This is a genomic window from Chryseobacterium sp. T16E-39 (genome assembly GCF_002216065.1).
In the GTDB taxonomy this organism is placed as follows: domain Bacteria; phylum Bacteroidota; class Bacteroidia; order Flavobacteriales; family Weeksellaceae; genus Chryseobacterium.
In genome coordinates, this window is sequence record NZ_CP022282.1 from 2,089,347 (window position 1) to 2,115,228 (window position 25,882).

At 34.2% G+C, this 25,882-nt stretch carries 24 protein-coding genes and 1 pseudogene; 11 read left to right on the forward strand and 14 right to left on the reverse strand.

Annotated features, from left to right (window positions below; genetic code table 11):
- Window positions 1–57 precede the first annotated feature (57 nt).
- Both CEY12_RS09465 and CEY12_RS09470 read right to left on the reverse strand, forming a co-directional pair.
- Window positions 58–1,158: a linear amide C-N hydrolase gene (locus tag CEY12_RS09465; RefSeq protein WP_157676794.1), complete on the reverse strand. Its 1,101-nt coding sequence runs from the start codon at window positions 1,156–1,158 to the stop codon at window positions 58–60.
- A gap of 11 nt (window positions 1,159–1,169) precedes the next feature.
- Window positions 1,170–2,129, reverse strand: coding sequence for a helix-turn-helix transcriptional regulator (locus tag CEY12_RS09470; protein ID WP_089027463.1), 960 nt, complete (start codon window positions 2,127–2,129; stop codon window positions 1,170–1,172).
- A gap of 98 nt (window positions 2,130–2,227) precedes the next feature.
- Between CEY12_RS09470 and CEY12_RS09475 the strand changes: the two genes are divergently transcribed.
- Together CEY12_RS09475 and CEY12_RS09480 are read left to right on the forward strand one after the other, a co-directional pair.
- Window positions 2,228–2,797, forward strand: coding sequence for a Crp/Fnr family transcriptional regulator (locus CEY12_RS09475; protein ID WP_089027464.1), 570 nt, complete (start codon window positions 2,228–2,230; stop codon window positions 2,795–2,797).
- A 78-nt stretch (window positions 2,798–2,875) separates the two neighbouring features.
- On the forward strand, window positions 2,876–3,337 hold the full coding sequence (locus CEY12_RS09480; RefSeq protein WP_089027465.1) for a carboxymuconolactone decarboxylase family protein: 462 nt from the start codon (window positions 2,876–2,878) through the stop codon (window positions 3,335–3,337).
- A gap of 68 nt (window positions 3,338–3,405) precedes the next feature.
- Here the strand turns inward: CEY12_RS09480 and CEY12_RS09485 are convergent, their stop codons facing one another.
- Complete coding sequence (locus CEY12_RS09485) at window positions 3,406–5,133, reverse strand: ABC transporter ATP-binding protein (protein ID WP_089029834.1); 1,728 nt, start codon at window positions 5,131–5,133, stop codon at window positions 3,406–3,408.
- Window positions 5,134–5,313: 180 nt separating this feature from the next.
- Complete coding sequence (locus CEY12_RS09490) at window positions 5,314–6,393, reverse strand: hypothetical protein (RefSeq protein ID WP_089027466.1); 1,080 nt, start codon at window positions 6,391–6,393, stop codon at window positions 5,314–5,316.
- Between the two features lie 339 nt (window positions 6,394–6,732).
- Here CEY12_RS09490 and hmpA point away from each other — a divergent pair, with 339 nt between their 5' ends.
- The gene (gene hmpA / locus CEY12_RS09495) at window positions 6,733–7,935 is read left to right on the forward strand and encodes an NO-inducible flavohemoprotein (protein WP_089027467.1); all 1,203 of its coding nucleotides are present in this window, start codon (window positions 6,733–6,735) and stop codon (window positions 7,933–7,935) included.
- Window positions 7,936–7,941: 6 nt separating this feature from the next.
- Window positions 7,942–8,394, forward strand: coding sequence for an Rrf2 family transcriptional regulator (locus CEY12_RS09500; protein ID WP_089027468.1), 453 nt, complete (start codon window positions 7,942–7,944; stop codon window positions 8,392–8,394).
- A 347-nt stretch (window positions 8,395–8,741) separates the two neighbouring features.
- On the opposite strand, the pseudogene lptB reads toward CEY12_RS09500, so the two are convergent.
- Window positions 8,742–9,467, reverse strand: a pseudogene (gene lptB, locus CEY12_RS09505) (LPS export ABC transporter ATP-binding protein); the annotation flags it as partial.
- Between the two features lie 105 nt (window positions 9,468–9,572).
- On the opposite strand from lptB, the gene CEY12_RS09510 reads away from it, so the two are divergent.
- Together CEY12_RS09510 and CEY12_RS09515 are read left to right on the forward strand one after the other, a co-directional pair.
- Window positions 9,573–9,866, forward strand: a complete 294-nt coding sequence (locus tag CEY12_RS09510; RefSeq protein ID WP_089027470.1) for a TM2 domain-containing protein — start codon at window positions 9,573–9,575, stop codon at window positions 9,864–9,866.
- 71 nt (window positions 9,867–9,937) lie between these two features.
- Window positions 9,938–10,666 carry a hypothetical protein gene (locus tag CEY12_RS09515; RefSeq protein WP_089027471.1) on the forward strand — a complete coding sequence of 243 codons (729 nt, stop codon included), beginning with the start codon at window positions 9,938–9,940 and terminating at the stop codon, window positions 10,664–10,666.
- Between the two features lie 101 nt (window positions 10,667–10,767).
- On the opposite strand, the gene hemB is transcribed toward CEY12_RS09515, so the two are convergent.
- Window positions 10,768–11,757, reverse strand: coding sequence for a porphobilinogen synthase (hemB, locus tag CEY12_RS09520; protein WP_089027472.1), 990 nt, complete (start codon window positions 11,755–11,757; stop codon window positions 10,768–10,770).
- Between the two features lie 121 nt (window positions 11,758–11,878).
- Here hemB and CEY12_RS09525 point away from each other — a divergent pair, with 121 nt between their 5' ends.
- The 3 genes from CEY12_RS09525 to CEY12_RS09535 all read left to right on the forward strand — a co-directional run bounded on the left by CEY12_RS09525 (window position 11,879) and on the right by CEY12_RS09535 (window position 14,561).
- Window positions 11,879–12,229 carry a T9SS type A sorting domain-containing protein gene (locus tag CEY12_RS09525; protein ID WP_089027473.1) on the forward strand — a complete coding sequence of 117 codons (351 nt, stop codon included), beginning with the start codon at window positions 11,879–11,881 and terminating at the stop codon, window positions 12,227–12,229.
- Window positions 12,230–12,334: 105 nt separating this feature from the next.
- The gene (locus tag CEY12_RS09530) at window positions 12,335–13,246 is read left to right on the forward strand and encodes an ABC transporter ATP-binding protein (RefSeq protein ID WP_089027474.1); all 912 of its coding nucleotides are present in this window, start codon (window positions 12,335–12,337) and stop codon (window positions 13,244–13,246) included.
- A 4-nt stretch (window positions 13,247–13,250) separates the two neighbouring features.
- Window positions 13,251–14,561: an ABC transporter permease gene (locus tag CEY12_RS09535; protein WP_089027475.1), complete on the forward strand. Its 1,311-nt coding sequence runs from the start codon at window positions 13,251–13,253 to the stop codon at window positions 14,559–14,561.
- A gap of 76 nt (window positions 14,562–14,637) precedes the next feature.
- On the opposite strand, the gene CEY12_RS09540 is transcribed toward CEY12_RS09535, so the two are convergent.
- The 8 genes from CEY12_RS09540 to CEY12_RS09575 all read right to left on the reverse strand — a co-directional run bounded on the left by CEY12_RS09540 (window position 14,638) and on the right by CEY12_RS09575 (window position 22,360).
- Complete coding sequence (locus tag CEY12_RS09540) at window positions 14,638–15,306, reverse strand: porin family protein (RefSeq protein ID WP_089027476.1); 669 nt, start codon at window positions 15,304–15,306, stop codon at window positions 14,638–14,640.
- Between the two features lie 16 nt (window positions 15,307–15,322).
- Complete coding sequence (gene sucD / locus CEY12_RS09545) at window positions 15,323–16,195, reverse strand: succinate--CoA ligase subunit alpha (RefSeq protein WP_089027477.1); 873 nt, start codon at window positions 16,193–16,195, stop codon at window positions 15,323–15,325.
- 90 nt (window positions 16,196–16,285) lie between these two features.
- The gene (locus CEY12_RS09550) at window positions 16,286–17,188 is read right to left on the reverse strand and encodes an LpxD N-terminal domain-containing protein (RefSeq protein WP_089027478.1); all 903 of its coding nucleotides are present in this window, start codon (window positions 17,186–17,188) and stop codon (window positions 16,286–16,288) included.
- Between the two features lie 69 nt (window positions 17,189–17,257).
- Window positions 17,258–17,821, reverse strand: a complete 564-nt coding sequence (gene efp / locus CEY12_RS09555; RefSeq protein WP_089027479.1) for an elongation factor P — start codon at window positions 17,819–17,821, stop codon at window positions 17,258–17,260.
- Window positions 17,822–17,850: 29 nt separating this feature from the next.
- A complete protein-coding gene (gene lpxA, locus CEY12_RS09560; protein ID WP_089027480.1) occupies window positions 17,851–18,639 on the reverse strand; it encodes an acyl-ACP--UDP-N-acetylglucosamine O-acyltransferase in 789 nt (262 codons plus the stop codon).
- Window positions 18,640–20,037: a bifunctional UDP-3-O-[3-hydroxymyristoyl] N-acetylglucosamine deacetylase/3-hydroxyacyl-ACP dehydratase gene (locus tag CEY12_RS09565; RefSeq protein WP_089027481.1), complete on the reverse strand. Its 1,398-nt coding sequence runs from the start codon at window positions 20,035–20,037 to the stop codon at window positions 18,640–18,642.
- Complete coding sequence (lpxD, locus tag CEY12_RS09570) at window positions 20,030–21,061, reverse strand: UDP-3-O-(3-hydroxymyristoyl)glucosamine N-acyltransferase (protein WP_089027482.1); 1,032 nt, start codon at window positions 21,059–21,061, stop codon at window positions 20,030–20,032. Before lpxD ends, CEY12_RS09565 begins: the two co-directional genes overlap by 8 nt.
- Window positions 21,062–21,133: 72 nt before the next feature.
- Window positions 21,134–22,360: an HD domain-containing protein gene (locus CEY12_RS09575; RefSeq protein ID WP_089027483.1), complete on the reverse strand. Its 1,227-nt coding sequence runs from the start codon at window positions 22,358–22,360 to the stop codon at window positions 21,134–21,136.
- A gap of 110 nt (window positions 22,361–22,470) precedes the next feature.
- Here CEY12_RS09575 and CEY12_RS09580 point away from each other — a divergent pair, with 110 nt between their 5' ends.
- Both CEY12_RS09580 and CEY12_RS09585 read left to right on the forward strand, forming a co-directional pair.
- Window positions 22,471–24,126: a S41 family peptidase gene (locus CEY12_RS09580; RefSeq protein ID WP_089027484.1), complete on the forward strand. Its 1,656-nt coding sequence runs from the start codon at window positions 22,471–22,473 to the stop codon at window positions 24,124–24,126.
- A 135-nt stretch (window positions 24,127–24,261) separates the two neighbouring features.
- Window positions 24,262–25,806 carry a bifunctional response regulator/alkaline phosphatase family protein gene (locus CEY12_RS09585; RefSeq protein ID WP_089027485.1) on the forward strand — a complete coding sequence of 515 codons (1,545 nt, stop codon included), beginning with the start codon at window positions 24,262–24,264 and terminating at the stop codon, window positions 25,804–25,806.
- The last annotated feature ends 76 nt before the right edge of the window (window positions 25,807–25,882 follow it).

A 25,882-nucleotide genomic window follows, 5' to 3' on the forward strand; every position in this document is an offset into this window, starting at 1 on the left:
ATTATAAATTAAGCAACGCAAAAGCTTTCAGAAAAATCTGAAAGCTTTTGTCATTTTTTAGCCCGGTAAAATATTTTTAAAAAAGCTTACAATATTCTCCTTAAGCTGAGTAAAAGCACTGGATGTACCGAACTCTTTGTTATCATACCCAATGGGGAATCCCTTTGCTACATATTCGTTATTTTTCTCTAAAGTAAGCGTCTGGAAATGATTATTTACCTTACCCAATTCATCTGTATGAATATCTAAAAACTTCACTGAGGCCTGCTTTGAAAAATCAAGTTTGTTGATATCGATCGTTTTTATTTCCTTTTTCAGATCGGAACGAAAATAGAGATTCATGTTTTTGACATCGATGACAGTCTGCCATTCTCCGGCATATACAGAATTGAGAATATTCCAGGCATAATCCACAGGCTTTTTATCATACTTGTAATTATTTAGCATGTAATAAGCCTTGTTATATCGCTCTTCCCATTTGTTTTGCTGGCTAAGGTCAAACTTTTCCTTCCCACCTAAAAAATCATATTTCTGAATATTGTCAAAATCCTTTTTATATTGATTATTACATAAAACAGGCATTGGCATATCTTTACCCGCAATTACTTTGTATTTCCCATTCAGCAGTGCAATATTTGCCGTATTTCCTTTAGCATCACTCAGAAAAAAATGGCTTCCTCCTGCATTTGGCCACCAATCTATATTGGGACCTTCATTCAAGTGATCTACAACTTCCTGTACCGATTTGTAATTATCTAATTGATATTGTATCCATTGTGCCCAAAACATATTGGGTTGTGTTGGGTTAAATACTTTTGTCGTTTCGTCCAGTGAAAGCTCAACCAAAAAAAGTCCTTTTTCGTTTACTCCATAGCATGGAAAATCATATCCAAGAAGATTAAAGGTAACAGAACCGTATTGAGAATCCCAATTCTTTGCTGCATTCAAATTGTTGGTCGTAAGATTCTCCCAACTGATATTCCTTTTGGAAACCCCACGTTTGTTCACCACGATCATCCCCGGCATTGTTTTCCAATTCTCATTGAAACCTACTACACAATAATCATTTCCTTTTAATAAAAATGCTGAACAAGCAGAAGCCAAAGTACAAGATGTAATGGCCAACAGAAGTAGACAGCGTGAAAATAAATATTTCATAATCTTTTAGTTTAAATGTCTTTATATCTTTCAGAAATATCATTAACAAGATCTCTGAGCCTCACTTTAAGCATTTCAGGTTCCAAAATTACAGCGTAATCAGCAAATGTGATCAGCCATCGCGGAAAACCATCCTTGATCCATTCGGTTTCAAAAGTCATCAATACCCCTTCATCTGTTTCTACTTCTTCTGTTAATCCATAATACTTTTTTGCATTGACCAGATGATTCATTATTTTCTTTTCTACCAGTAACTTCACTATTGTCACTTCATTTTTCGAATTTCTACGGTAATCATTAATCCCTCCATATTCCTGCGAAAAAGGATTGTTGGTCTTAGCAACCTGTAGGATACGATCAACCCGGAATTGTCTGAAATCTTTTCTTAGCGTACAAAAAGCCATAATGTACCAGTAATTAAATTCAAGAAAAACCCCTACAGCCTCAATCATTCTATTGGAAACTTTAGCATCAATACTCTTATATTCTATGGATAACTGAGTCTTTTCTGCAATACTCTCAAGGATAGTAGGAATGATATTTTTGATACTATCCGTAGTTGGCGCATGATAGTTAAAGATATCCACCTGTTTTTCGACCGTTTGAATTAAATTTTTATCCGAATTCCTAAGAACAGAGCGCACCTTTTCCATTGCAGTCTGATAATGGGATCCCAAACTCTGATGCGAATATTTTTGCATTAGTTTTTCAGCTGTGATAAAACTTAAAACTTCCTCCTTGGTAAACATTACCGGTGGAAGCTTATAACCTTCCATCAAAGAATATCCACTTCCCGCTTCACCTAAAATTGGGATTCCGGCATTCTCCAGTGTTTTCACATCCCGATAAATCGTTCTGATGCTTACTTCAAATTTTTCCGCCAAATCCTGTGCTCTTACGAGAGGTTTGGATTGTAATTGGGTAAGAATCGCTGTTACTCTATCCAGCTTTTTAAGATAATGGTCATTCATTCTATCTGATCGATCTAAACTTTTACACAAAATTCTAAATAAGGTAAACAACAATTTTACTTATATTTAGATATTCAAGAATCACATTTTATTTAATAATGAGCTATACTAATTTCATCCAGACCGTTGAAAAAATTTCAATCCTTGAAAAGCATGTTCTCGATGAATTAATTTCAAATTTAGAATTAAAAAATTATAGAAAAGGGGATTTTTTATTAAAATCTGACGAAACCTGTAAACATTTTTATTTCTTAGAAAAAGGACTGGTCAAATTGTTCTTTGATAATGGGGATAAAGATTTTATTATGACTTTTTTTTCTGAAAATTCTTTTTTCACAGAACTCAGCGGATTTCTTACAGGAAAAGCTTCCAAATACATGTTTGTGGCACTGGAACCGGTAGAAGTGTATTCTATTCGTAAACAAGTTGTGGATGACTTATGTAAAAAATACCATTCTGCAGAAACACTTTTCAGCAAACTCTACTCAAAAGCTCCGGTTAATATGATGGGACGGATCAGTGAAATGTTAGAAGACGATGGTAAAAAGCGCTATAATAATTTCCTTAAACAAAGGCCAGAACTCATACAAAGGATTAGTCTTGGAGATCTTGCAGACTATATTGGCATCACCCAGGTCTCACTCAGTAGAATCCGTGCACAAAAATGATTTTTTATCATTTGTAAAAAAATAAGAATTAAAAGCCATCTACATTTGTCACATAATTAATCAATAAAAAACAAAATTATGTCACAAAGAATCAACGCATTTGCAATGGGAAACAAATCAGTAAATGCACTTCACACTATGGGATACCATGTAGAAAATTCATCAATTGACAATTCATTTTTAGAACTCCTTTATTTCAGAGTTTCCCAAATGAATGGCTGTGCTTTTTGCCTGGATATGCACTCAAAACAATTAAGAGCGAAAGGGGAAACCGAACAAAGAATCTTTTTAATAAGCGCCTGGAGAGAATGTTCTTTTTACACAGCAAAAGAGAAGGCAGGACTATTATGGGCAGAACAACTTACGGCTCTCAACGGAAAAGAAATTGCGGAAGAAATATATCAGGAAGTGAGCAGTCAATTTTCAGAAACTGAGATGGTAGATCTAACGATGGCAATTATTGCAATTAACAGTTATAACAGAGTTAACATTGCGTTTGGAGCAGAAGTAGGCAGTTATCAGGTTCCAGAAAAAAATTAAATCAACCCCTATTTTGAAAAACGGAGTCCATACTTTTTGTATGGACTCCGTTTCTTATCTACTTACATTTAGCTGTCTTTAAATGTGTTTATTAATTTATCCAGATTCAGACTCCTTGCTGAAGCATCAAAAATTTCCCGGTAAGTCCCATTTTTCTGAACCAATTCACCATGCGTTCCGCTTTCAACCACCCTTCCTTTTTTCATGACATAGATCTTATCTGAATCTAATATCTGAGACAGGGAATGTGAAATAATGATTACCGTTCTTCCTTCTTTAATAGCATCAAGAGAGTTCTTGATCTGTTCTGTTGCAATGGCATCAAGACTTGCCGTTGGTTCATCCAGAAATATAATCGGGGGATTTTTTAAAAATAGCCTGGCGATAGCAATTCTTTGCTGCTGCCCTCCCGAAAGTTGAGTCGCATCATGATTATACTGATCAGGCAGATCAAGAATCTGATCATGCAGATAAGCTTTTCTTGCAGCATCCTGAATCTGATCAAAACTGGCATCCATATTTCCGTAACGGATATTATCTTCAATACTCCCCTGGAAGATATGGTTTCTTTGAAGTACAAGGCCTATATCATTCCTTAAAAATGTATTATCGAAATGATTTAAATTAACACCATCCAACAAAATCTCTCCGGAATCAGGCGGATAAAATTTACACAAAAGATTAATGATTGTTGATTTCCCGGCACCGCTTAATCCTACCAAAGCTGTGGTTTTCCCATTTTCAATTTTCATGGAAACATCATGTAAAGCCTTAGTTCCATTGGGATAAGTAAAATCTATATTTTTCAGTTCGAATGTCCCTTTAATTTCTTTTTCTACAAATGTCCCATTTTGTTCTTTTTCATCATCAGCGTTCAGGATATCAAAATAACCTTCAGCATAGATCATTGCATCATTCATATCATCATAAATACGGTGCAGCTGGCGGATCGGCGAAGAAACATTATTAAAAAGCATAATATGAAGCATAATGGCTCCAATGGTCATCTGTTGGTCTAAAACAAGATAAACGGTCAGTAAAATAATAAGAACAACTCCAAACTGCTCTATAAAAGTTTTTAAACCATCATAAATAAAATTGGTTTTTCTCGTGAACATCTGGCTTTCCATCAATTGCATCTGCAGGTCATATTGCTTTTTGCCTTCAAATTTCTCCCGTACGAAACTTTTAATAACCATTATGGAATTGATAAGATTCAGGAGGCCCGAAGTTTTCTGTTCCCGCTGATTCCTTAACTGACGCCGCACTCCCCCTAGTTTTCCAGCTTGCAGAGAACTGATGTAAAAATAGATAGGAACAATAATAGTAGAAACCATCCCCACATAGACATTCTGCATATACATAATAATCAATGCAATTATTGCATTAGAGAAAAGAGGCAAAATATCAATGAAAAAATTCTGAACAAGTTTGGTTAAACTTTCAATTCCCCGGTCAATCCTTATCTGTAGTTTACCGGATTCATGATTCTCATCATTAAAATAGGCAACCCGATATGTTAATATCTTATCAATAGCCGATTGTGCTAAAACAGAACTTACATTGATCCTGATCTTTTCGCCATAGAACTTTTGACCGAAATTGATGAAGATATTTAACAACTCCTTTCCTAATAAAATAATAGAAATGATAACCAATACATGGATTCCTTCCGACATTGGGTGTGGGAGGTGAGTCAGTTCAGTTACCTCATCTACCGTGTATTTCAGGACAAGTGGGTTAACCTGTGCGGCAAGCGCCCCTAAAAAAGTAAGAAACAATGTTCCGTAGATCATTAAACGATAAGGCCTGATAAACGGAATAAGTTGTTTGTATATTCCAAATAAGGTAATGGTTCTGTTAAAAGGTTTCGCCATAGATATAAGATCTTTAGTAAAATTAAAGCTTTTTTAAAACAATCCATAAAAAAAGCTGGTGTAAAACCAGCTTATCTTTTAGTAACATAAATTTTATTTTTAGTACCTCGTTTTTAAAACGATCTTTCCTAAATCCAGAAGTTCATCCTGATGAGTAAAATGAACATTTCCCTTTTTTGAAAATACTTCCCATGCAATAATTGACACAATATCATCAACAACCCCTTGTTCTTTGGAATCATCTGCATACCCAAATGTCCTCTCATCGATCATTTTTACGGGTTGTTCATAATCCTGATGCACAATCAACAGGTCTCCTCTACCATCCAATGCGGCCTGATAAATTTCCTGCAGGTCCGTAAGGACTGTTCCCTTGGAAACCGCCTCCTTAATTTCTTCTATAGCGAGAGCACGATTTTCTTTTTGTGTAGCCTTTATAATTTCATAAGCCTGTTCTACAATATGATGCTCCTCCGCAGACACATAATTTTTATGGTCATGGCCAATGTAAATTTTAGGTATATCTGCAACTTCAAGTAGTTTACTATAGTTATCTGCCGTACTGATGACAATAACATTTAAATCCGATTTCTTATGAATCTCAACAATCGATTTATCAATTCTGTTAAAATATTCCTTGATGTGATTGTCAATTTGTTTTGAATCACTCCTTACATCAGAATGGGTAATATAGAAAGGATTCTGCGGAAAAGGAAATCCTTCTTCCCTAACTTCTTTTATAATAGAGTCATTTAATGCTTCATACAGCTTTGTTCCACTTTGTGTTAATAATAGAATAAGATATTCCTCAGCCCTTACTGCAGCTTTAATAAGAGGTCTTACAGCAAATTTTTCATCCACTTCGGCAACGTTTCCTCTTGAAGCCCAGGTAGACTTTATAATTTCTTCCGTATCATTAGAGATAAAGATATGCAAGCTATCAAGATTATACTGATGATCCACTTTTGCTGCAACCTTTTCAAGCTTTTCCAGAACACCTGCTGCTGGTCTTTTACCGTATTCTTCAACTACCCGATTTTCAGCTTCTTTGATAAGATTTTTTAAAACAATTTCATCTTGTTGGTTTTCCGGGAATGTTCTGTGGGTGTTCAATGAAATACTTACACAAGGCTTATTTATTTCAGTTGCCAGTTTTTGTAATTTCTCCTGTAATGCCATATTTGTATTTTTAGTTAATTATTAAATTTAACAATTTATTTTATCACTTTAACAACATTAAATACAAAAACCAGACCTTTAAAACAATAAAAAATACATTTAAATAAGGATTATTAAAAATATGATATAAAACTAAGTATTGCCTTAAAAAAATACCATTTTTACTTTTATAACACTAAGAAATTACGCACAAATATTAACCTCATCAATTAATCGGTAATCTTACAGACTTTTTTCCTCCAATGCTATTGTGTAAATATCATATTGCAATTGTTATATTTTAAATACAACAATTAAAATATTTATTGTAGATTTGTTTCATCATTAAAAAATAATAAGATGGACGACAAACAAAAAGCTTTAGTAAAAGCTACCGTTCCTGTTTTAAAAACAAACGGTACAGACCTCACCAAACATTTTTATAAAAGGATGTTTCATCATAATCCTGAACTTAAAAATCTATTCAATATGAGCCACCAGGCCAGTGGCAAGCAACAAAATGCATTGGCCGGTGCAGTACTAGCCTACGCTGAACATATTGATAATCCCGTTGTACTGATCAATGCATTAAAATCAATTGGTAATAAACATGTGAGTTTAAATATAGCTCCGGAACAATATGATATTGTAGGTCTGCATCTGATCTCTTCAATCAAAGAAGTATTAGGAGATGCTGCCACAGATGAATTACTGGAAGCATGGACGCAAGCTTATAATGAACTGGCTCATAGTATGATTTCAATCGAAACTGAAATGTATCAATCTACCCTACAAAAAGAAGGTGGATGGAAAGGCTGGCGCACATTTATTATTGCAGATATTGTAGAGGAAAGCAGCGAAATTAAATCATTTTATCTTAAACCTAAAGATGCTCAACCCATTGCTGGTTATCTTCCCGGACAGTACATATCTGTAAAAACATTTATTCCGGAACTCGGACACGAACAGCCCAGACAGTACAGTTTATCATCTGCATTCAATTCTGATTATTACAGAATATCTGTAAAAATTGAAAAAAGTGAGCAAGCTCCGGATGGTGCAGTATCCAATCTTTTGCATTCTAAACATATCGGTGATCAAATAGAAGTAAGTGCACCTTCAGGAATATTCCATTTAAATCCTGCTTCAGAAGATCCATTGGTACTGATAAGCGGAGGCGTAGGTGCTACCCCACTTTTAAGCATGTTGGAGACGAACAAAAATAATCTTCAAAAAAATACAATTGTATGGCTACATAGCTGCCGGGATGAAAAGGTACATGCTTTTAAAGACCATGTAGAACAATTAAACAAAAATAACCAGTGGCTTACCACCCATATTTTCTATGAAAACACTGGTAAAGAGGATGCCCGTTCCATAAGAAAAGGGAGAATTAACCTTCATGAAATCAAAGAAGAAATTCTTATTGACAAGGCAAAATACTATATTTGTGGACCCGAAGCATTTATTAAAGTGCAGTATAATTCTTTGATGCAACTGGGTATTGCCAAAGAAGATATTCTTTACGAAGAATTCGGACCTCAGCTCCTTCATCTAAATTAACGATCAATGAAATTGAACCACTTTACCGACTATAGTTTGCGTGTCTTAATCTATTTAAACAAAAAAAATAAGACCACTTCATGTTCTTTGGATGAATTATCTGAAAAACTGAATATTCTGCGCAATCACCTTATTAAAGTGGTTCAGTTTTTATCGCAAAAAGAATTGGTGATTACCAAAAGAGGGAAAAATGGAGGGATAATAATTTCCGACAAAGCAAGAGAAACAGGGCTCGGTAGCCTTATCCATTTATTAGAACAGGATGACAGCCCGATTATCAACTGTCATTCCAAACCTTGTGTTTTCATGTCTTACAACTGCCAATTAAAATCATTTTTAGACACAGCCTATCAGGCCTTTATAGACAGTATGAACAAGCATTATCTATCAGATCTGGTTTTTAATAATTGGGAAATTATTTTCAGTAACCAACATACTAGAACGAAACCGTCTGCTTAGCCTCTTTGTTCCTAACCTTCGTACATGTAAGTAGTCAGATAATGCAACTCTGGCTTGCTCCCATCTTTAGATTCAGCTTCTGCCTGCTCTAAAGAATATTGTGAAGTGATTTCTTTTCTCTGAAATACAAACGAATTATTAGCATTTTTATCAACCACATCATTAAAGATATGCTCAATCTCTGAATTAGCTAGAGATGCAAAACTAATATCTTCAAAACCATACATCAATCTCAAATCATCAAATTGCGAAAACTCATGATCTACAAAGCTTTGAAGTTGCGATTTAGAATCAAAATTTCCAGCCCAGATATTGTAAGCGTATTTCTTCTTTTTCGGTTTATCTAAAATACTCTGATAAACAAAGTTCTCCCCAAGATAAGCTTCTCTTACCTGTGGGTCATTTGCCAACTCTTCAGGAAGACCTTCTTTAAGAATTCTTCCTTCAAACATAATGTAAGTTTTATTAGTAATGGCAAGTGTCTGCTGAACATTATGATCGGTAATTAAAATCCCGATATTCTTATCCACCAGGCTTCTCACAATTTTCTGGATATCTTCCACAGCAATTGGGTCTACCCCCGCAAAAGGCTCATCCAGAAGAATAAAGTTCGGACTTGTCGCCAGACATCTTGCAATTTCTGTTCTCCGTCTTTCACCACCCGAAAGAAGATCTCCCCTGTTTTTACGAACATGCTGCAATGAAAACTCTTCCACAAGCTCGTCGCATTTTATCTGCTGTTCACGTTTTGAAAGATTGGTAAGCTGTAAAACCCCCATAATGTTTTCTTCTACAGAAAGTTTTCTGAACACAGAAGCTTCCTGAGCAAGGTAACCGATTCCTTTTTGAGCTCTGCGGTACATCGCATCTGTTGTTATTTCCTGTTTATCCAGGAAAATTTTCCCTGAAGTAGGCTTAACCAATCCTACGATCATATAAAATGAAGTGGTTTTACCCGCCCCGTTAGGACCTAGCAAACCAACAATTTCTCCCTGTTGTACCTGTACTGAAACGCCTTTAACAACTTTTTTCGGACCGTATTCTTTGATTAAGTTTTCTCCTCGTAAAATCATAGTCGCAAAGATATAAATTTGTTTTAAGTTATGATTTTGTAACTACTCATATTTTCGTTCGACTTATGTTAAAAACAATTCACTTTATCATAAAAAATTATTAAAATGGAAAATTACGGTTATACAAAAACAGAAAATGATCACAATCAGCAATCTGCAGTACCCTATCGTTCAGAAAAGAAAATTCCGGCAGCTTTATTAGGAATACTTGTCGGATGGCTGGCATTAAATAAATTCTATCTTGGTTACACGAAAGAAGGGATTATACAGATTATCTTAAACATTGTTACATTAGGAGCAGCTTCTCTTATTCCCTTTATCGAAGGTATTCTATATTTATTTATGAGCGACAAACAATTTGATGACACTTACGTCTATGGCAAAAAAGGTTGGCTGTAAATAGATTGTGAATGGAGGGAATATTCTATTTATTTCTATAAATTTACAGGATCAGTTACAATACAATTTTTATGGAAAATAATAAAGAGCTAACGGAACTTCTTGCGTTAGATTTAGGAATTAATCTTGTTGATCGAAGACCTTATGCTAAAGAGGTTTTCAAATGGCAGGATATGGATCTCCTTCCCCATTCTTCAACAGATACGCTGCTTTGTGAAATTTTTGAATGGAATGGCAGAAACTGGAGAACAACGGGTAATAATCTCATTGGATATTTATTCAGTGATGAAAGCTTAGCTGCCGTTAAAAACCAATTGATCAATGCTCCAAAACATCCGGCCTTAATTCCTGATTTTGAATTTACCAAAGACAGCATGATCGAATATGGTCTTTCATTACCTTCATTATTTAATATCGGTGTTAATGGAGACATCAAAAATGTCAAGAGTTTCTCAGTGCGGGTAAATGGAGTGACAAAATCCAGAATCACGAATATTGATTCTCCAGGAATTGAAATTTTAAAAAATTATTCGATTTTTACCGATGATCAAACCAAAGTGTACAGAAGAAATATAAAATTTAATTATCTCAGTACTTCATTATTTTATGCTGAGAGTGTAGAAATATTTCTGGAAAAAGAATCATCAGTGGGATTAGACGTAAGTTTTCAGACACAGGATGTAGAGGTAGAAGCTAAATTAGATACAGACACCAAAAAACATTTTGTATTAAAATATTCGGGTAACCAGGCTCCCTTCGCCGCGAAATTTACAAAAGGAAAAGATTTCAATATTATGTAATCAGTTTTTAATGTTTTTAGTTATCAAAACATTAAAATGCCTGCTTCAGATAAATAAAAAACACCTCATATGAGGTGTTTTTTATTTATTATATTACTTTTTTATTTATTTAAAAGAATCGCTGCTTCTTTTGCAAAGTAAGTAAAGATCATATCAGCTCCGGCTCTTTTAAAGCATGTCAAACTTTCAATGATCGTTTTATCATTGTCTAGCCAACCATTCTGAGCCGCGGCTTTCACCATGGCATACTCTCCGCTTACGTTATAAACAGCAATTGGAAGATCTATTGCTTCTCTAACCTTAGACACAATATCCAGATATGGAAGTCCCGGTTTAATCATAATAATATCTGCACCTTCATCAATATCCTTAAATACCTCATTTAAAGCTTCGCGTGAATTATGAAAATCCATCTGATATGTCTTCTTATCTGTTGGGATTTCTACATTATCTTTTGGTGCACTATCTAAAGCACTTCTAAAAGGTCCATAGAAAGAACTTGCATATTTTGCAGCATAACTTACAATTCCTACATCAGTAAAACCACTTTCTTCCAATGCCTCACGGATTCCTAAAATTCTACCGTCCATCATATCACTTGGTGCCACGATGTCAGCTCCTGCTTCTGCATGGGATACAGACATTCTTGCCAATGCATCAACGGTAGCATCATTTATGATTTTTCCATTTTCTATGATCCCATCATGTCCGTAAATGGAGTAAGGATCTAAAGCCACATCAGGCATTACGATCATTTCCGGAAGAGCATCTTTTATTGCCCTGATTGTATTTTGCATCAAACCATCTTTATTCCATGCCTCTTTTCCAGTATTATCTTTCAGATGATCAGAAACTTTCATATACAAATTCACAGATTTCACGCCAAGCGAAAATAGTTCCCGACATTCTTTTACTGTTAAATCGATACTGCGCCTAAAAATTCCAGGCATCGATGCAATTGGTTCTTCCTTGTTTTCACCCTCCATTACGAAGATTGGCATTACGAAATCATTAGTTGTAAGCACATTTTCTCTTACTAAACTTCTCATTGATTCATTAACTCTTAGCCTTCTATTTCTTGAATGTATCATTTTGGAATACTTTTTGAATAAGTTTAATGCAAATTTACTACAAGTTAAATGAAAAAATATGTTGGAGAGTGGTAGATTTTTTATATTTTTGTTTTATAAATACTTGAGAAATTATATTTTGATGAAAAAACTTTTACTTTTATTTCTTTTCGTAGGCACTTTTGTTGGATTTTCCAGCAATGTAAAAGCTCAACTAAGGGAGCCGGGTTCCATCTCACAAAAATCTGATGATGGAGTTTTTATTGCCTATCCAAATCCTGCTAAGGATTTCCTTATCATTAGGGCAAAAGATCCTTCTTTAAAGGTCAAAAATGTTACATTCTACTCTATATTAGGTACACAGGTTGCCACATATGCTGTTAATATGAATTCGGGAGAAATCAATATTGAAAAATTGAAACCGGGTAAGTATTTAATTCGTTATATCTTAAGTGACAACACACAAAAAGTTACCCAAATAGTAAAACAATAAAATTAAATCCTGATAATCATCAGGATTTTTTCTTTTACGTTAGTTGCCCTGTAATTATTCCGTAACTTTCGGAACATTTTCATACTAATTGTAAAAAACAATTTAATGCTAAAAGCTGAACATATTACTAAAACCTACAATGCAGGAAAAAAGACAGCATTGGATGATTTTAGCATACATGTCCCAAAAGGGAGTATTTATGGTCTTCTAGGGCCTAACGGAGCCGGAAAAACATCATTTATCCGCATTATCAATCAGATTACGCAAGCAGATTCCGGAGATATATTCATCAATGGAGAAAAGCTAAACCCCAATCACATTAAAAATATTGGATACATGCCTGAAGAAAGAGGTTTGTATAAAAACATGAGTGTGGGAGATCAGATCCTTTATTTTGGAGAGCTCAAGGGAATGAGCAAAAACGATGCTCTGAGTGAGGCTAAAAAATGGTTTGAAAAGCTTAATATTGATCAATGGTGGAAGAAAAAGCTTTCAGAACTTTCAAAAGGGATGGCACAAAAGATTCAATTTGTAGTGACTGTTCTTCACAGACCTCATCTTCTGATTCTCGATGAACCCTTTTCCGGATTTGATCCTGTAAACGCCAATCTTATAAAAGATCAGATTATAGATCTTAAGAATAATGGAACTACGATTATTTTATCCACCCACAGAATGGAAAGCGTGGAAGAAATGTGTGATTATGTAGCCCTGATTGATAATTCAAAAAAAATCCTTGATGGAAGAGTTTTTGACGTTAGGGAAAAGTTTAAGAAAAACATTTTTGGAATTACTCTTTCTGAGGTAAATGATCCTAGCTTTGAAACTTTCAAAGAAAAATATGAGGTTTTTAATTTTTCAAATGAAAATAATCTTATCTCGTTTGATCTAAAAAATGAAAGTGATCAGAATAACATTCTTTTGGATTTAGTACATGTGGGAAAGGTAAGATCATTTGATGAAAGAATTCCAAGCATGAATGAAGTATTTATTAACGCAGTAGGTCACCATTCTTAATTTTATGAATAATATTTTTTTAATTACAAAAAGGGAATTCCTTACACAGGTTAAGAAGAAATCCTTCATTATATTAACTTTACTGGCTCCTGTTATGATTATTGCCTTTGGGGCAGTGATTGGATTAATGTTTAAAGCCAATGAATCACATAATGTTATTGAAGTCGTTGATAGAAGCGGTCTTTTTAAAGATAAACTACCGTCAGATTCTAAACTGAACTATGTCTTTATTCCTGCTGCTGAAGAGAAATCAAAAGTCAGTACATTAAAAGGAAACGAATCTTTGGATGGCATCCTTATTTTACCTGAATTAAACAGTCATAATTTTGATGATCTTGAAAAAAATACAAGACTGATTATTAACAGTAAGATTGGTTTTGATACCAAACAACGTATCATTTCTGATATTTCAAATGTTATTAAAAAGGAAAAGATCAAAGAACTAGGCATTGCTGAAGTTCAGCTTAATAATCTGGATAAAAGCTTTACTTTAAAAACCATTAACGTCTCTGAGAATAATAAGGAAGACTCTGATCTGACTTTTGGAGTAAAAAGTGGCTTAAGTATGGTTTTAATGTACGTCACATTCATGTTTATAATCATCTACGGGGTTAGAGTGATGAGAAGTGTTCTGGAAGAAAAGAATAACCGTGTGGTTGAAATTATCATTTCTTCTGTAAAACCATTTGAATTGATGATGGGAAAAATTTTAGGGGTAACAATGGTTGCTTTAACGCAGTTCATTATATGGATCACCATGTCTGTTATTGGAGCATTGATTCTGAATACAGGCTTCTCATCCATCCAAAAAAATATTCCCGGTGGAAATGAGGGCATAGCAAGTAAACTGGATGTTGCACAAATTGCGACCCAGGTTTCTCACAGTCTGTTGGAACTTAATTTTCCGTTAATTATTTTTGTATTTATTGTGTTTTTCCTTCTTGGATATATCTTTTACAGCTCCGTATACGCAGCTATTGGTTCTGCTGTTGACAATGAAACAGAAACACAGCAATTTACTTTATTTGCGATATTACCGCTAACCTTAGGCATGTATGGAAGCTTCTCACTAATGAACAATCCTGATGGACCTCTTGGTTTTTGGTTATCAATGATCCCCTTTACTTCTCCTGTGGCAATGATTGCAAGAATTCCTTTCGGCGTACCAGCATGGCAAATAGCATTATCTATAACATTACTGGTGCTGACTACTATTTTTATGATATTTTTGGCCGGAAAGATTTACCGGGTAGGTATCTTAATGTATGGAAATAAGGCTACTTTAAAAGAACTTTGGAAGTGGATAAGAAATTAACACTTGAAGTATAAATAAAAAAATAAACCCTGAAACTAAGTTTTAGGGTTTATTTTTTTATTTGAATGAAATATTCTTATTGAAAGATATAACTTAAACTTACGCTAAGAACTTGTTCGGATTTACCTTTGCTTGTCCCACCAGGTTCTTTTCCAAGATTAGGATATGTATTAGAGAATCCATAGTCATATTTTACAGCTAATTCCAACTGTCTTTTATAGCTATATCCTACACCTACACCTAATCCAAAGTTAAAGCTATTTGCCTTTCCATTAACTCCAGGATATTTAGGATCAGTAACATCAGGATCGTAATAAGGTCTGCTTACAGGAGCATTTTTAACATTTTGATTCAGCAAAAAGTTAAATCGAGGTCCTATCATTCCAAAGAACTCAGATTCTGCCTCTGAAAAATATCCTTTGAAATAAAGAGGAACACTAAGGTAATTATTAGCATATACTGCATCATAACCATCTCTTCCTTTAACATCTTTATCCTTTCCTGTTTCTCCAGCACCATAGTATAATACTTCAGGCTGAATATAAAACTGATTTCCTTTTCCTACAGGTATTAGTGCTAAAGCACCAGCCTGTACAGCAAATCTGGGTCCGGAAGGGTTGTGTGCATTTTGCACTCGGGAATAGTTGCCTCCAGCTGTAATACCAAATCTTGTATTCTTGAAATTAATCTGTGCAAAAGATAAGGTAGAAAAAGCCAAAGCAGAGGCTAATAAAAATTTTTTCATATGTTTTGTTTTATAATTAAGCTAACACTTTAGCAACAGTAGCGCCAATGTCAGCAGGAGAATCTACAACGTTAATTCCGTTTTCTCTCATGATTTCCATTTTTGCCTGTGCAGTATCTTCTGCTCCACCTACGATAGCTCCTGCATGTCCCATTGTTCTTCCTTTAGGTGCAGTTTGTCCAGCGATGAAACCAACTACAGGTTTAGTAGAACCACTCGCTTTATACCATCTAGCAGCTTCAGCTTCCAATCCTCCACCAATCTCACCAATCATTACAACAGCTTCTGTTTCTGGATCGTTGATAAATAATTCTAAAGCTTCTCTTGTAGTAGTTCCAATAATTGGGTCACCACCAATACCAATAGCAGTAGAAATACCGAAACCAGCTCTTACAACCTGGTCTGCAGCTTCATAAGTAAGAGTACCAGATTTAGAAACGATACCTACTTTACCTTTTTTGAAAACAAAACCTGGCATAATACCAATTTTAGCTTCGTCTGAAGTAATAATTCCAGGACAGTTTGGACCGATTAGTCTGCAATCTCTATCTGCGATGTAAGATTTTACTTTAACCATATCCGCTACAGGGATTCCTTCAGTAATACATACGATAACTTTAATTCCAGCTTCAGCAGCTTCCATAATAGCATCAGCAGCAAATGCAGGCGGTACGAAAATAATACTTACGTTAGCTCCAGCTTTTTGAACAGCATCAGCTACAGTATTAAATACAGGCTTTCCTAAGTGCTCGCTTCCTCCTTTTCCTGGAGTAACCCCACCTACTACATTTGTTCCGTATTCAATCATCTGACCTGCATGGAAAGTACCTTCGTTCCCTGTAAATCCTTGTACAATTACTTTAGAATCTTTGTTTACTAAAATTGACATTTTATTGTTGTTTTTAATTTATTTACTATTTTATTAATGCTCACAAATTTACTTAAATTTCTTTGATTTCAGACAAAACTTTCAATTTGTTTATTTGAGATTTCTCAGCTTAACTTCTTTTTTAAGGTAGGTTTTAAAGTCTTCTGCGAACATACCAATATAGGTTCCTTTTTCCAGATCTCTGTTCACTCCGGTTTTCCCAAGTAAGATTGATCCACTCTCAATCTTGTTTCCTGAAGCAATACCAACTTGTCCCCATAATGTTACCTCATCACCGATAACACAACATCCTGCGATGCCCACTTGCGAAGCAATAAGACATTTTTTACCAATAACAGTATCATGACCGATCTGAATCTGATTATCCAGTACAGAGCCTTCTCCGATAACTGTTGAGTCAGTAACTCCCCTATCAATTGTGCAGTTATTTCCGATCTCCACATTATTTTCAATAACCACATTTCCTACAGAAATAAGACGATCAAAATTTCCATTCAGTTTGCGGTAATAAAAAGCATCTCCTCCCAAGACTGTTCCGGATTGTATAATTACATTGTCTCCAATCACTGTTCTGTCGCCAATAACAACATTTGGAAAAATAAGCGTATTCTTTCCAATCTGCACATTATTACCAATAACTGCGGAGCGATGAATTTTTGTTCCTTCTCCAATTTCTACATCATGCAGTTCTTCTGTAAAATTATAGATTCTGGTGAAGTGAGTATTGATTTTATTAAAATCCCTGAAAGGATCATCGGAAACAAGTAGCGCTTTTCCTTCTGGGCATTCTACTTCTTTGTCAATTAAAATGATCGTTGCAGCAGAATTTAAAGCTTTATCATAATACTTTGGATGATTAACAAAAACGATATCCCCTGGTTTTACCATATGAATTTCGTTTGTTCCCAGCACTTCAAAATCTTCGGGACCAACAAATTTCGAATTAATCAGTTCTGCAATAGTTCTAAGTTTTTGTGGAGAATGGAATCTCATAAAAAATGTATTTCTTATAAAACAAAATTCGGACTGCTTCTGCAGACCGAATCTATGTATATTGTATTATTATTTTACTCTTTCTAAGTAAGAACCATCTTCAGTACTTACTTTTATTTTGTCTCCTGGCTCTATAAACAGTGGAACCATTACTCTTGCACCAGTTTCTACAATTGCATTTTTAAGAGCATTGGTAGCTGTATTTCCTTTTACTCCCGGATCAGCTTCAATCACATCTAAAAATACAGACTGTGGAAGTTCAGCAGAAAGTGGAGTTTCATCAGCCTCTTTCAGAATGATCGTAACTTCTTCTCCCGCTTTCATAAACTGAGCATTTTCAATCATTTCTTTATTGATATATAATTGAGAAAAATCATCATTGTTCATGAAGTGAAACCCATTTTCATCATCATAAAGATACTGGAACTTTCTTGTGATTACTTTTACTTCGTCTATTTTATGGCCAGCTGAAAAAGTATTATCAATTACTTTCCCATTGGTTACTGATTTTAATTTTGTTCTAACAAAAGCAGGTCCTTTTCCTGGTTTTACGTGTAGAAATTCAATTACTTTGAAAATATCGTTGCTATATTCAATGCAAAGTCCCTTTCTAATATCGTTACTTGTTGCCATTAATTTTTATATCTTTTTATTTTATTAAATTATTCTTTTCCCGTTCCGTATCCTTTTACAATACCTCTTGGAGAGTTTTGGATAAACTGAAGGATTTCATCTCTTTCAGCAGTTGGAAGCATCTCTTTCTCAATATGAGTAATCGCTTGGGAAACATTCATTTTCATTTGGAAAATTGCTCTGTATATCTTTTGGATCTCAAAAATTTTCTCATTGGTAAATCCTCTTCTTCTCAGACCTACTGAATTGATTCCAGCATAAGCCATTGGCTCTCTTGCTACTTTTACGTAAGGTGGAATATCTTTTCTTACCAATGTTCCTCCGGAAATCATAACGTGCTTACCGATTTTACCAAATTGATGAACAGCACTTAATCCTCCCATTACCGTATAATCCCCAATTTCTACGTGACCAGCAATTCCGCATCCATTTACAATAATAACATGATCTCCAATAACGCAGTCGTGAGCAATATGAGATGTAGCCATGATCAGGCAGTTTTTACCAATCTTGGTAAATCCAAGAGCTTTGGTTCCTCTGTTCACTGTTACACACTCTCTGATTGTCGTTTCGTCACCAATAATCACCTGAGTATCCTCACCATCAAACTTTAGATCCTGTGGAATCGCTGAAATTACAGTCCCTGGAAAGATCCTGCAATTTTTCCCAATTCTAGCCCCATCCATAATGGTAACATTGGGACCAATCCAACTTCCTTCTCCGATCTCCACATCCCCTGCAATAGTAGTAAAAGGTTCTACAATTACATTTTTGCTGATTTTTGCACGTTTATCTACGGCCGCTAATTGATGAATCATTTAATCAACTTTATTTTTTGCAACTTGAGCCATTAATTCGGCCTCTACAGCCACAGTATCTCCTACATATCCGTATCCCTGCATATGAACGATACCTCTTCTGATAGGCTCTATCAACTCAATTTTGAAAATCATTGTATCTCCCGGAACTACTTTTCTTTTAAACTTTACTTTATCCATTTTTATGAAATAAGTAGAATAGTTTTCAGGATCCGGAACACTCGCTAAAACTAATATTCCTCCCGTCTGTGCTAAAGCTTCCACTTGTAAAACTCCAGGCATTACCGGTTCTTTTGGAAAGTGTCCAACAAAGAATGGCTCATTCATTGTTACATTTTTCAATCCTACAACATGAGAATCGGAAAGTTCAAGAACTTTATCGATCAATAAAAACGGAGGTCTGTGTGGCATCAATTTCATAATTCCATTGATATCAAAAACAGGCTCTTTTGTAAGATCAAAATCAGGAACATTTTTCTTTTTCTGTAATTTCCACTGACGATTCAATTTTTTCGCAAATTGAGTATTTACAAAATGTCCCGGCTTATTGGCAATTACTTTTCCTTTAATTTTAACTCCAGCTAAAGCTAAATCACCAATCACATCAAGTAATTTATGTCTAGCAGCTTCGTTCGGATAATTTAATGTAAGATTATCCAGTATACCATTAGGTCTGATAGAAACATTGTCTTTACCAAAGGCTTTTTTCAATTTTTCAGTGGTATCCGGAGTCAGATCTTTATCTACATAAACAATCGCATTTGAAATATCCCCCCCTTTAATCAGGCCATGATCTAAAAGCATTTCCAGCTCATGTAAAAAACTAAATGTTCTTGCGGATGAAATCTCCTCTTTAAATTCAGAAATATTTTTTAGAGTAGCATTTTGGGTTCCTAATACTTTAGTTCCAAAATCTACCATCGTTGTAATTTCGTAATTATCCGATGGAATGATTGTTATCTCAGAACCTGTAGCAGGATCTGTATAACTTAGAACTTCTTTTACCACCAGATATTCTCTGGCAATTGCCTGCTCTACAATGCCAACACTTTCTATGGCTTCAACAAAAAACTTTGAAGATCCATCTAAAATTGGAGGTTCAGAAGCATCCATTTCTAATATTGCATTGTCTATATCACAACCTACTAAGGCTGCAAGAAGGTGTTCGCAAGTATTGATTTTTACTCCTAGTTTTTCTAATGTTGTTCCTCTTTCAGTTGCTACAACATAATTAACATCAGCTTCAACCTGAGGGTGTCCCTCCAAGTCGGTTCTAACAAAAACAAAACCCGTATTTTCTTTAGCAGGTTTAATGGTAAGTTTTACTTCTTTACCGGTATGAAGGCCAATTCCAGAAAGAGTAACCTCTTCCTGAAGTGTTTTTTGCATATCACTCATTAGTATTATCTTTTGAGGTATTCTCAAGATTATTTATTCGTCCTACAATTTCAGTAAAGTTTCTGAAATGAACATAATTTCTAAGGTAGTCATTATAACTTATTGCCGGAGAACCGTACAATGTTTCTTTGTCACTTACACTGGAGTTCACTCCACTTTGCGCCTGGATTTTTACCTGATTGCCAATTTTAATGTGACCAACCACTCCTACCTGTCCACCAATCTGATTCCAGTCACCAATAGTTGTAGATCCTGCAATTCCAGCCTGAGCTGCAATTACATTATTCTGACCAATCTTCACATTGTGCGCAATCTGGATTAAGTTATCTATTTTAGTTCCTTTTCCAATAATAGTAGAGCCAATAGTTGCTCTGTCTATACTACAATTTGAACCAATCTCCACATCATCCTCAATAATAACATTTCCAAGCTGAGGAATTTTCTTAAATCCTTCAGCAGTAGGTTGGAAACCGAATCCATCTCCCCCCACAACGGTATTGGAATGGATTACACAATTGTCTCCGATAATGCAGTAATCATAAATTCTGGCACCACTATCGATCTTACAGTTTTTCCCAATCTTTACCCCTTTACCAATATATACTTGTGGATAGATTAGAGTTCCTTCGCCTATCTTAGCTTTTTCAGAAACATAAGTAAATGCTCCTATATATACTTTATCAGCAATAACAGCAGTATCATGGATAGATGCTCCGTCTTCAACGCCTTCTTTTTTACCCTGCATTTCCTGATACAAATTCATCAGAACCTGAAAAGAAAGGTAGGCATCCTTTACGGCAATAATAGTAGGATTGTAAAAATCTTTTACAATAAGTTTTTCAGAAGCAATTATTACTGAGCATTTTGAAGTATCCAAATAATGAGAGAACCGATCTTGTGCTATAAAAGAAAGATGTCCTGATTCCCCATTTTCAATTGGTGAAACGCCATTAATAAGTGCATTTTCGTCACCTATTATTTTTCCGTCAATAAAACTTGCAATTTGCGAAGCTGTAAATTCCATATTCTGCAAAGATAAGAAATTCTATTATTCGTAAACATTTTTTAGTTTTCGGATCGGTAATTTTAATATTATTTAAGAAATTATTTTAGAAAAATCTCTGGGAAATGTTAAAATATACCGGGTCGTCTTGTTTACAATTAACCCCGATAGAAGCTGATCCTCAGACTCATCCAGTCGTATTTTTTCACCATTTTTCTGCAATAGGTAAATGGGTTGCATTTTTGTATTGTAAGGCAGAAGTTTTCTCTTAATCTCGTGAACTAACTCGGCTCCGTTATCAATTTCAAAAAGCTCGTTAGTATTTTTTATTTTTTCCTCAACAAAAGTTTTTTCAAAAGGATGTGATGAGATGATGGTTTTAGGAAGCTCTCTCTTAATCACACATTTACACCAATATGCCAGTATAAAATCATCAGACTTTTGCCATAATTTCATGGCTTGAATTACATCATTATCGTCCAATTGAGTAAATCTTTCAACATCTTCATCTGTAGCCTCACCTTTTTCTCTGTTTAAAAAATATTTCAAGTTTTCAGTAGCAGGTAAATCTATTCCCTGGGAAACTAAATATTTTGCTCTTTCCAGAATCTTAACTAATATAAATTCGGCTAAAGCTGATGTTTTATGGTAATAAACCTGCCAATACATAAACATCCTTGCAGTCAAAAAATTCTCAATCGAATAAATTCCTTTAGCATCGATCACCAATTCGCCTTCCTCACAAACATTCATCATAGAGATGATCCTTTGTGTATTAATATTCCCTTCAGAAACTCCCGTAAAAAAACTATCTCTTTTTAAGTAATCTAAACGGTCAACATCCAATTGAGAAGAGATGAGCTGATTAAAAAACTTTCTATGATACTTCCCCTGAAACATTTCAATTGCAACGGATAGCTGACCATCAAATTTTTCATTTAACCTATTCATTAGCAAAAGTGACAAGTTTTCATGATGCCAGTCATCCATTAGCATATTCTCTAATGCATGGGAAAAAGGACCATGACCAATATCATGCATTAAAATTGCCAACATTGCTCCTTTTTCTTCTTCATCTGATATTTTAACCCCTTTTTGCTTTAAAGTTTCAAGAGCAGTGAACATCAAATGCATGGCTCCAATAGCATGATGAAATCTCGTATGGGTAGCTCCGGGAAAAATTAAATTAAGAAGTCCCGTTTGAGAAATCCTTCTTAATCTCTGAAAATAGGGATGTTCAATAATATCAAATAAAATTTCGTGTGGAATCTTGATAAATCCGTGAACGGGATCGTTGATAATTTTAAGCTTATTTTGCATTTGAAAAACTGAAGTATTAGTAAACAAAGTTAGGGAAATTTAATCTTAGGTTTTATTTTCACAAATAATAGATCATAAAGTATAGATTTATATCTTTGAAATTATAATTAATGACAAGTGTAATGCGAGCGCTTTGTATTTTAGCTTTATTATTTTTAAGCACCTCCACTTTTTCTGCCCAAACAATTTCCGAAAACCAAAAACTGGAATCTCTGTGTAAAGTATGGGGATTTTTAAAATATTACCATCCCAATGTAGCCAATGGTAAATTTGATTGGGATCAACAGTTGATTCAGAAAATAGATGAGCTAAAAACAGTCCATACTAAAAGTCAGCTCAATTTTTTATATTCCCGATGGCTCAATAATCTTGGAACCGTTGAAAAATGTACTTTATGTACACTGGACAATAATAAAGTGTACTTCCGTAAAAATCTCAATCTAGATTGGAGTAAAGACAAAAATATTTTCACATCAGATGTGATTAAAAAACTTCAATTCATTGAAGAGAATCGGTACATTGGCACTCCCTACTACTTTGGAACAGGTGGAAGAAAAATATTTTTCAGAAATGATGATTCTCTGGGCTCAAGTTTCACTTCAAATTCGATTGCGCTTTTAGAATTATTCAGATATTGGAATTTTGTTGAATACTTCTTTCCTTATAAATATGAAACAGATCAAAACTGGAATGATGTTTTAGAAGAAATGATTCCCAAATTCCTTACCATAGATAATGATGTACATTATCATTTGACATTAGCAGAACTCGTTACAAAAACTGATGATTCTCACGCCTTCCTGTTTTCACCATTAATCAGCTTAAACCAATACGGACGTAGAAAAATTCCTGTAGAATATTCTTACGCAGAAGGAAAACTTATCGTCACAAAAGTGAATTCCAATAAGTATAAAGAAGAATCCATTTTGAAAGAAGGAGATATCATCTACGACATCAACGGGAAAACGATTCCACAAATGGTCAATGCCTTTTCAAAATACATTCCTGCATCAAATACATGGGGAAAAATAAAGAAAGTAAAAAACCTTTTTCTTTTTTCCAATAGGGATAGCATAGAGATCAAATTAGAAAGGGATGAACAAAATATAGTCTTAAAAGCAAAAACCTATCTTCTAAAAGATATTATTTACGACAAGAAGGCAACTCCTGAAAAATGGCAATTTTATGATGCAGAAAAAAAAATCGGATATGTCAATATGGAGATTATAGAAAAAGAAGATTTGAATGAAATGTATCAAAATTTAAAAACAACTGAATCCATTATCTTCGATTTAAGAAACTATCCCAGACAAACGATAAGGCCATTAAGTTTGTTACTCCTTCCTAAAACAAGTATATATTATCAGTTCAATTTTCCTGAAACTACCTATCCCGGTCTTTTTTACAGCAGAAAAAATAGTATTGGAAGAAAAAATGATGATTATTATAAAGGAAATGTAGTAGTTTTGGTAGATGAGAATACCCAAAGCCAAGCTGAAACTACCACAATGATGTTTAAGCAACATCCTCGGGCAAAAATAATAGGAAGCAATACTTCCGGAGCCAATGGGGATGTGATCCGGTTTAAAATTGCTGGCCTGGAAACCAGCTTTTCTGGTCTTGGAGCTTACTATCCTGATCAGAGAGAAACTCAAAGAATTGGAATTATTCCGGATATTATTATAAAACCAACTTTAAAAGGAATAAAACAAGGAAAAGACGAGGTCTTAGAAAGAGCTTTAGAATACGTTAAGAATGGCCATTAAATGAAATATTCAACCAAAAGAGAATAATTGATTTTCATTTAACTATAATTTAACTTTTTAACTGTTTGTTTTGACAGATTTTAATAGTGATTTGGTCGCACTTTTGATACGATAACCATGTAAAAAATAAATATTATGTCGGAAAAAATATTATGGATAGATGATGAAATAGATTTACTTAAACCTCATATTGTATTTTTAGAAAAAAAGGGTTATCATGTAACCCCAGTTAATAATGTAAATGAAGCGTTAGAGTTGATAGATTCCGAAAAATTTGCATTGACACTCATTGATGAAAATATGCCGGGTATTTCCGGATTGGAAGCCATTCCTATGATAAAAGAAAGAGATAATTCTTTAAAAATAGTGATGGTTACCAAAAGTGAAGAAGAGCACATTATGGAAGAGGCAATTGGCTCCCAAATTGCGGATTATATTCTTAAACCGGTAAACCCTAATCAAATTCTTTTATCCCTGAAGAAAAACCTACAGGAGGAGAATTTGGTTGAACAGAAAACCATTCTACAGTACCAACAAGAATTTAGAAATCTTTCTATGGAGCTTTCTTATTTAAAATCTTACCAGCAATGGGCAGAATACTATAAGAAAATCCTAAACTGGGAAATTAAATTCGATAAGGTAACAGATAACGAATTTGCAGATCTTTTACAATCTCAAAAAGAAGAAGCTAATATCCAATTTGCTAAGTTTATTGAAAACAATTACGAAGAATGGCTTAATGGAAGTGATAAACCAGCAATGAGTCATACTCTTTTCAAAGATAAAGTAAAACCTGAGGTAGAAAAAAGTAAAGTTCTATTACTTATGGTAGACAATCTAAGGTATGATCAATGGAAAGTGGTAGAGCCTTTATTTACCAAATATTACAATAAGGTTTCTGAAGACTATTATTACAGTATCTTACCGACAGCTACACAATATGCAAGAAATTCTTTCTTTGCCGGCCTTTTACCTTCCGAAATAGAAAAACGTTTTCCGGATAAATGGTTTAATGATAATGAAGAAGGTAATAAAAACGAGTTTGAGCGTGATTTTCTTGAAGATCAAATGAAGAGAATCGGTTTAGGTTCTAAATCAATGAAATATCTAAAAGTTTTAAATGCAGATTTCGAGAGAAAGATTTATGATGACTTCAATCAACATAAAAATAATGACCTATTAGTAATTGTTTATAATTTCATTGATATTCTATCCCATGCAAAAACTGACAACCACATTGTGGATCAGTTGATTCGGGATGATAAAACTTTCAGATCCCTTACATACAATTGGTTTGAAAACTCTTCTATTCTGAAGATCATTAAATTAGCAGCTGAAAATGGCTATAAATTAGCAATTACTACAGATCATGGAACTGTTTACGTTAAAAGACCAAGCAAAGTGGTTGGTGATAGGGAAACCTCAACAAATATCCGTTATAAGACAGGAAAAAGCTTAACATACGATGACAGAGATGTATGGGCCATTACAAATCCGGAAAAATTATTTTTACCTAAAGGGAATCTAAGTTCAAAATATATTTTTGCGAAAAATAATATTTTCCTGGCTTATCCAAAAAATTACAATCACTTTGTAAACTATTATAAAGAAACTTACCAACATGGAGGAATATCACTGGAAGAATGTATTATTCCTATCAGTATTTTAGAACCCAAATAGTTTTTTTAATAGTAATTAATTGGGGTTCAAGGCGGAAAAAATCAATTGATTTTCTCCGCCTTTTTTTATTGAGGCA

What these genes read in the sequence shown, in the direction of transcription:
- CEY12_RS09480 (WP_089027465.1), top strand. Translation starts at nt 2,876, where the DNA reads ATGTCACAAAGAATCAACGCATTTGCAATGGGAAACAAATCAGTAAAT.
- CEY12_RS09510 (WP_089027470.1), top strand. Translation starts at nt 9,573, where the DNA reads ATGGAAAATTACGGTTATACAAAAACAGAAAATGATCACAATCAGCAA.
- CEY12_RS09585 (WP_089027485.1), top strand. Translation starts at nt 24,262, where the DNA reads ATGTCGGAAAAAATATTATGGATAGATGATGAAATAGATTTACTTAAA.
- CEY12_RS09530 (WP_089027474.1), top strand. Translation starts at nt 12,335, where the DNA reads ATGCTAAAAGCTGAACATATTACTAAAACCTACAATGCAGGAAAAAAG.
- lpxA (WP_089027480.1), bottom strand. Translation starts at nt 18,639, where the DNA reads ATGATTCATCAATTAGCGGCCGTAGATAAACGTGCAAAAATCAGCAAA.
- CEY12_RS09575 (WP_089027483.1), bottom strand. Translation starts at nt 22,360, where the DNA reads ATGCAAAATAAGCTTAAAATTATCAACGATCCCGTTCACGGATTTATC.
- CEY12_RS09470 (WP_089027463.1), bottom strand. Translation starts at nt 2,129, where the DNA reads ATGAATGACCATTATCTTAAAAAGCTGGATAGAGTAACAGCGATTCTT.
- CEY12_RS09580 (WP_089027484.1), top strand. Translation starts at nt 22,471, where the DNA reads ATGACAAGTGTAATGCGAGCGCTTTGTATTTTAGCTTTATTATTTTTA.
- CEY12_RS09540 (WP_089027476.1), bottom strand. Translation starts at nt 15,306, where the DNA reads ATGAAAAAATTTTTATTAGCCTCTGCTTTGGCTTTTTCTACCTTATCT.
- CEY12_RS09550 (WP_089027478.1), bottom strand. Translation starts at nt 17,188, where the DNA reads ATGAGATTCCATTCTCCACAAAAACTTAGAACTATTGCAGAACTGATT.
- CEY12_RS09500 (WP_089027468.1), top strand. Translation starts at nt 7,942, where the DNA reads ATGAAATTGAACCACTTTACCGACTATAGTTTGCGTGTCTTAATCTAT.
- CEY12_RS09515 (WP_089027471.1), top strand. Translation starts at nt 9,938, where the DNA reads ATGGAAAATAATAAAGAGCTAACGGAACTTCTTGCGTTAGATTTAGGA.
- CEY12_RS09485 (WP_089029834.1), bottom strand. Translation starts at nt 5,133, where the DNA reads ATGATCTACGGAACATTGTTTCTTACTTTTTTAGGGGCGCTTGCCGCA.
- CEY12_RS09475 (WP_089027464.1), top strand. Translation starts at nt 2,228, where the DNA reads ATGAGCTATACTAATTTCATCCAGACCGTTGAAAAAATTTCAATCCTT.
- lpxD (WP_089027482.1), bottom strand. Translation starts at nt 21,061, where the DNA reads ATGGAATTTACAGCTTCGCAAATTGCAAGTTTTATTGACGGAAAAATA.
- CEY12_RS09465 (WP_157676794.1), bottom strand. Translation starts at nt 1,158, where the DNA reads ATGAAATATTTATTTTCACGCTGTCTACTTCTGTTGGCCATTACATCT.
- efp (WP_089027479.1), bottom strand. Translation starts at nt 17,821, where the DNA reads ATGGCAACAAGTAACGATATTAGAAAGGGACTTTGCATTGAATATAGC.
- CEY12_RS09535 (WP_089027475.1), top strand. Translation starts at nt 13,251, where the DNA reads ATGAATAATATTTTTTTAATTACAAAAAGGGAATTCCTTACACAGGTT.
- hmpA (WP_089027467.1), top strand. Translation starts at nt 6,733, where the DNA reads ATGGACGACAAACAAAAAGCTTTAGTAAAAGCTACCGTTCCTGTTTTA.
- CEY12_RS09525 (WP_089027473.1), top strand. Translation starts at nt 11,879, where the DNA reads ATGAAAAAACTTTTACTTTTATTTCTTTTCGTAGGCACTTTTGTTGGA.
- sucD (WP_089027477.1), bottom strand. Translation starts at nt 16,195, where the DNA reads ATGTCAATTTTAGTAAACAAAGATTCTAAAGTAATTGTACAAGGATTT.
- hemB (WP_089027472.1), bottom strand. Translation starts at nt 11,757, where the DNA reads ATGATACATTCAAGAAATAGAAGGCTAAGAGTTAATGAATCAATGAGA.
- CEY12_RS09565 (WP_089027481.1), bottom strand. Translation starts at nt 20,037, where the DNA reads ATGAGTGATATGCAAAAAACACTTCAGGAAGAGGTTACTCTTTCTGGA.
- CEY12_RS09490 (WP_089027466.1), bottom strand. Translation starts at nt 6,393, where the DNA reads ATGGCATTACAGGAGAAATTACAAAAACTGGCAACTGAAATAAATAAG.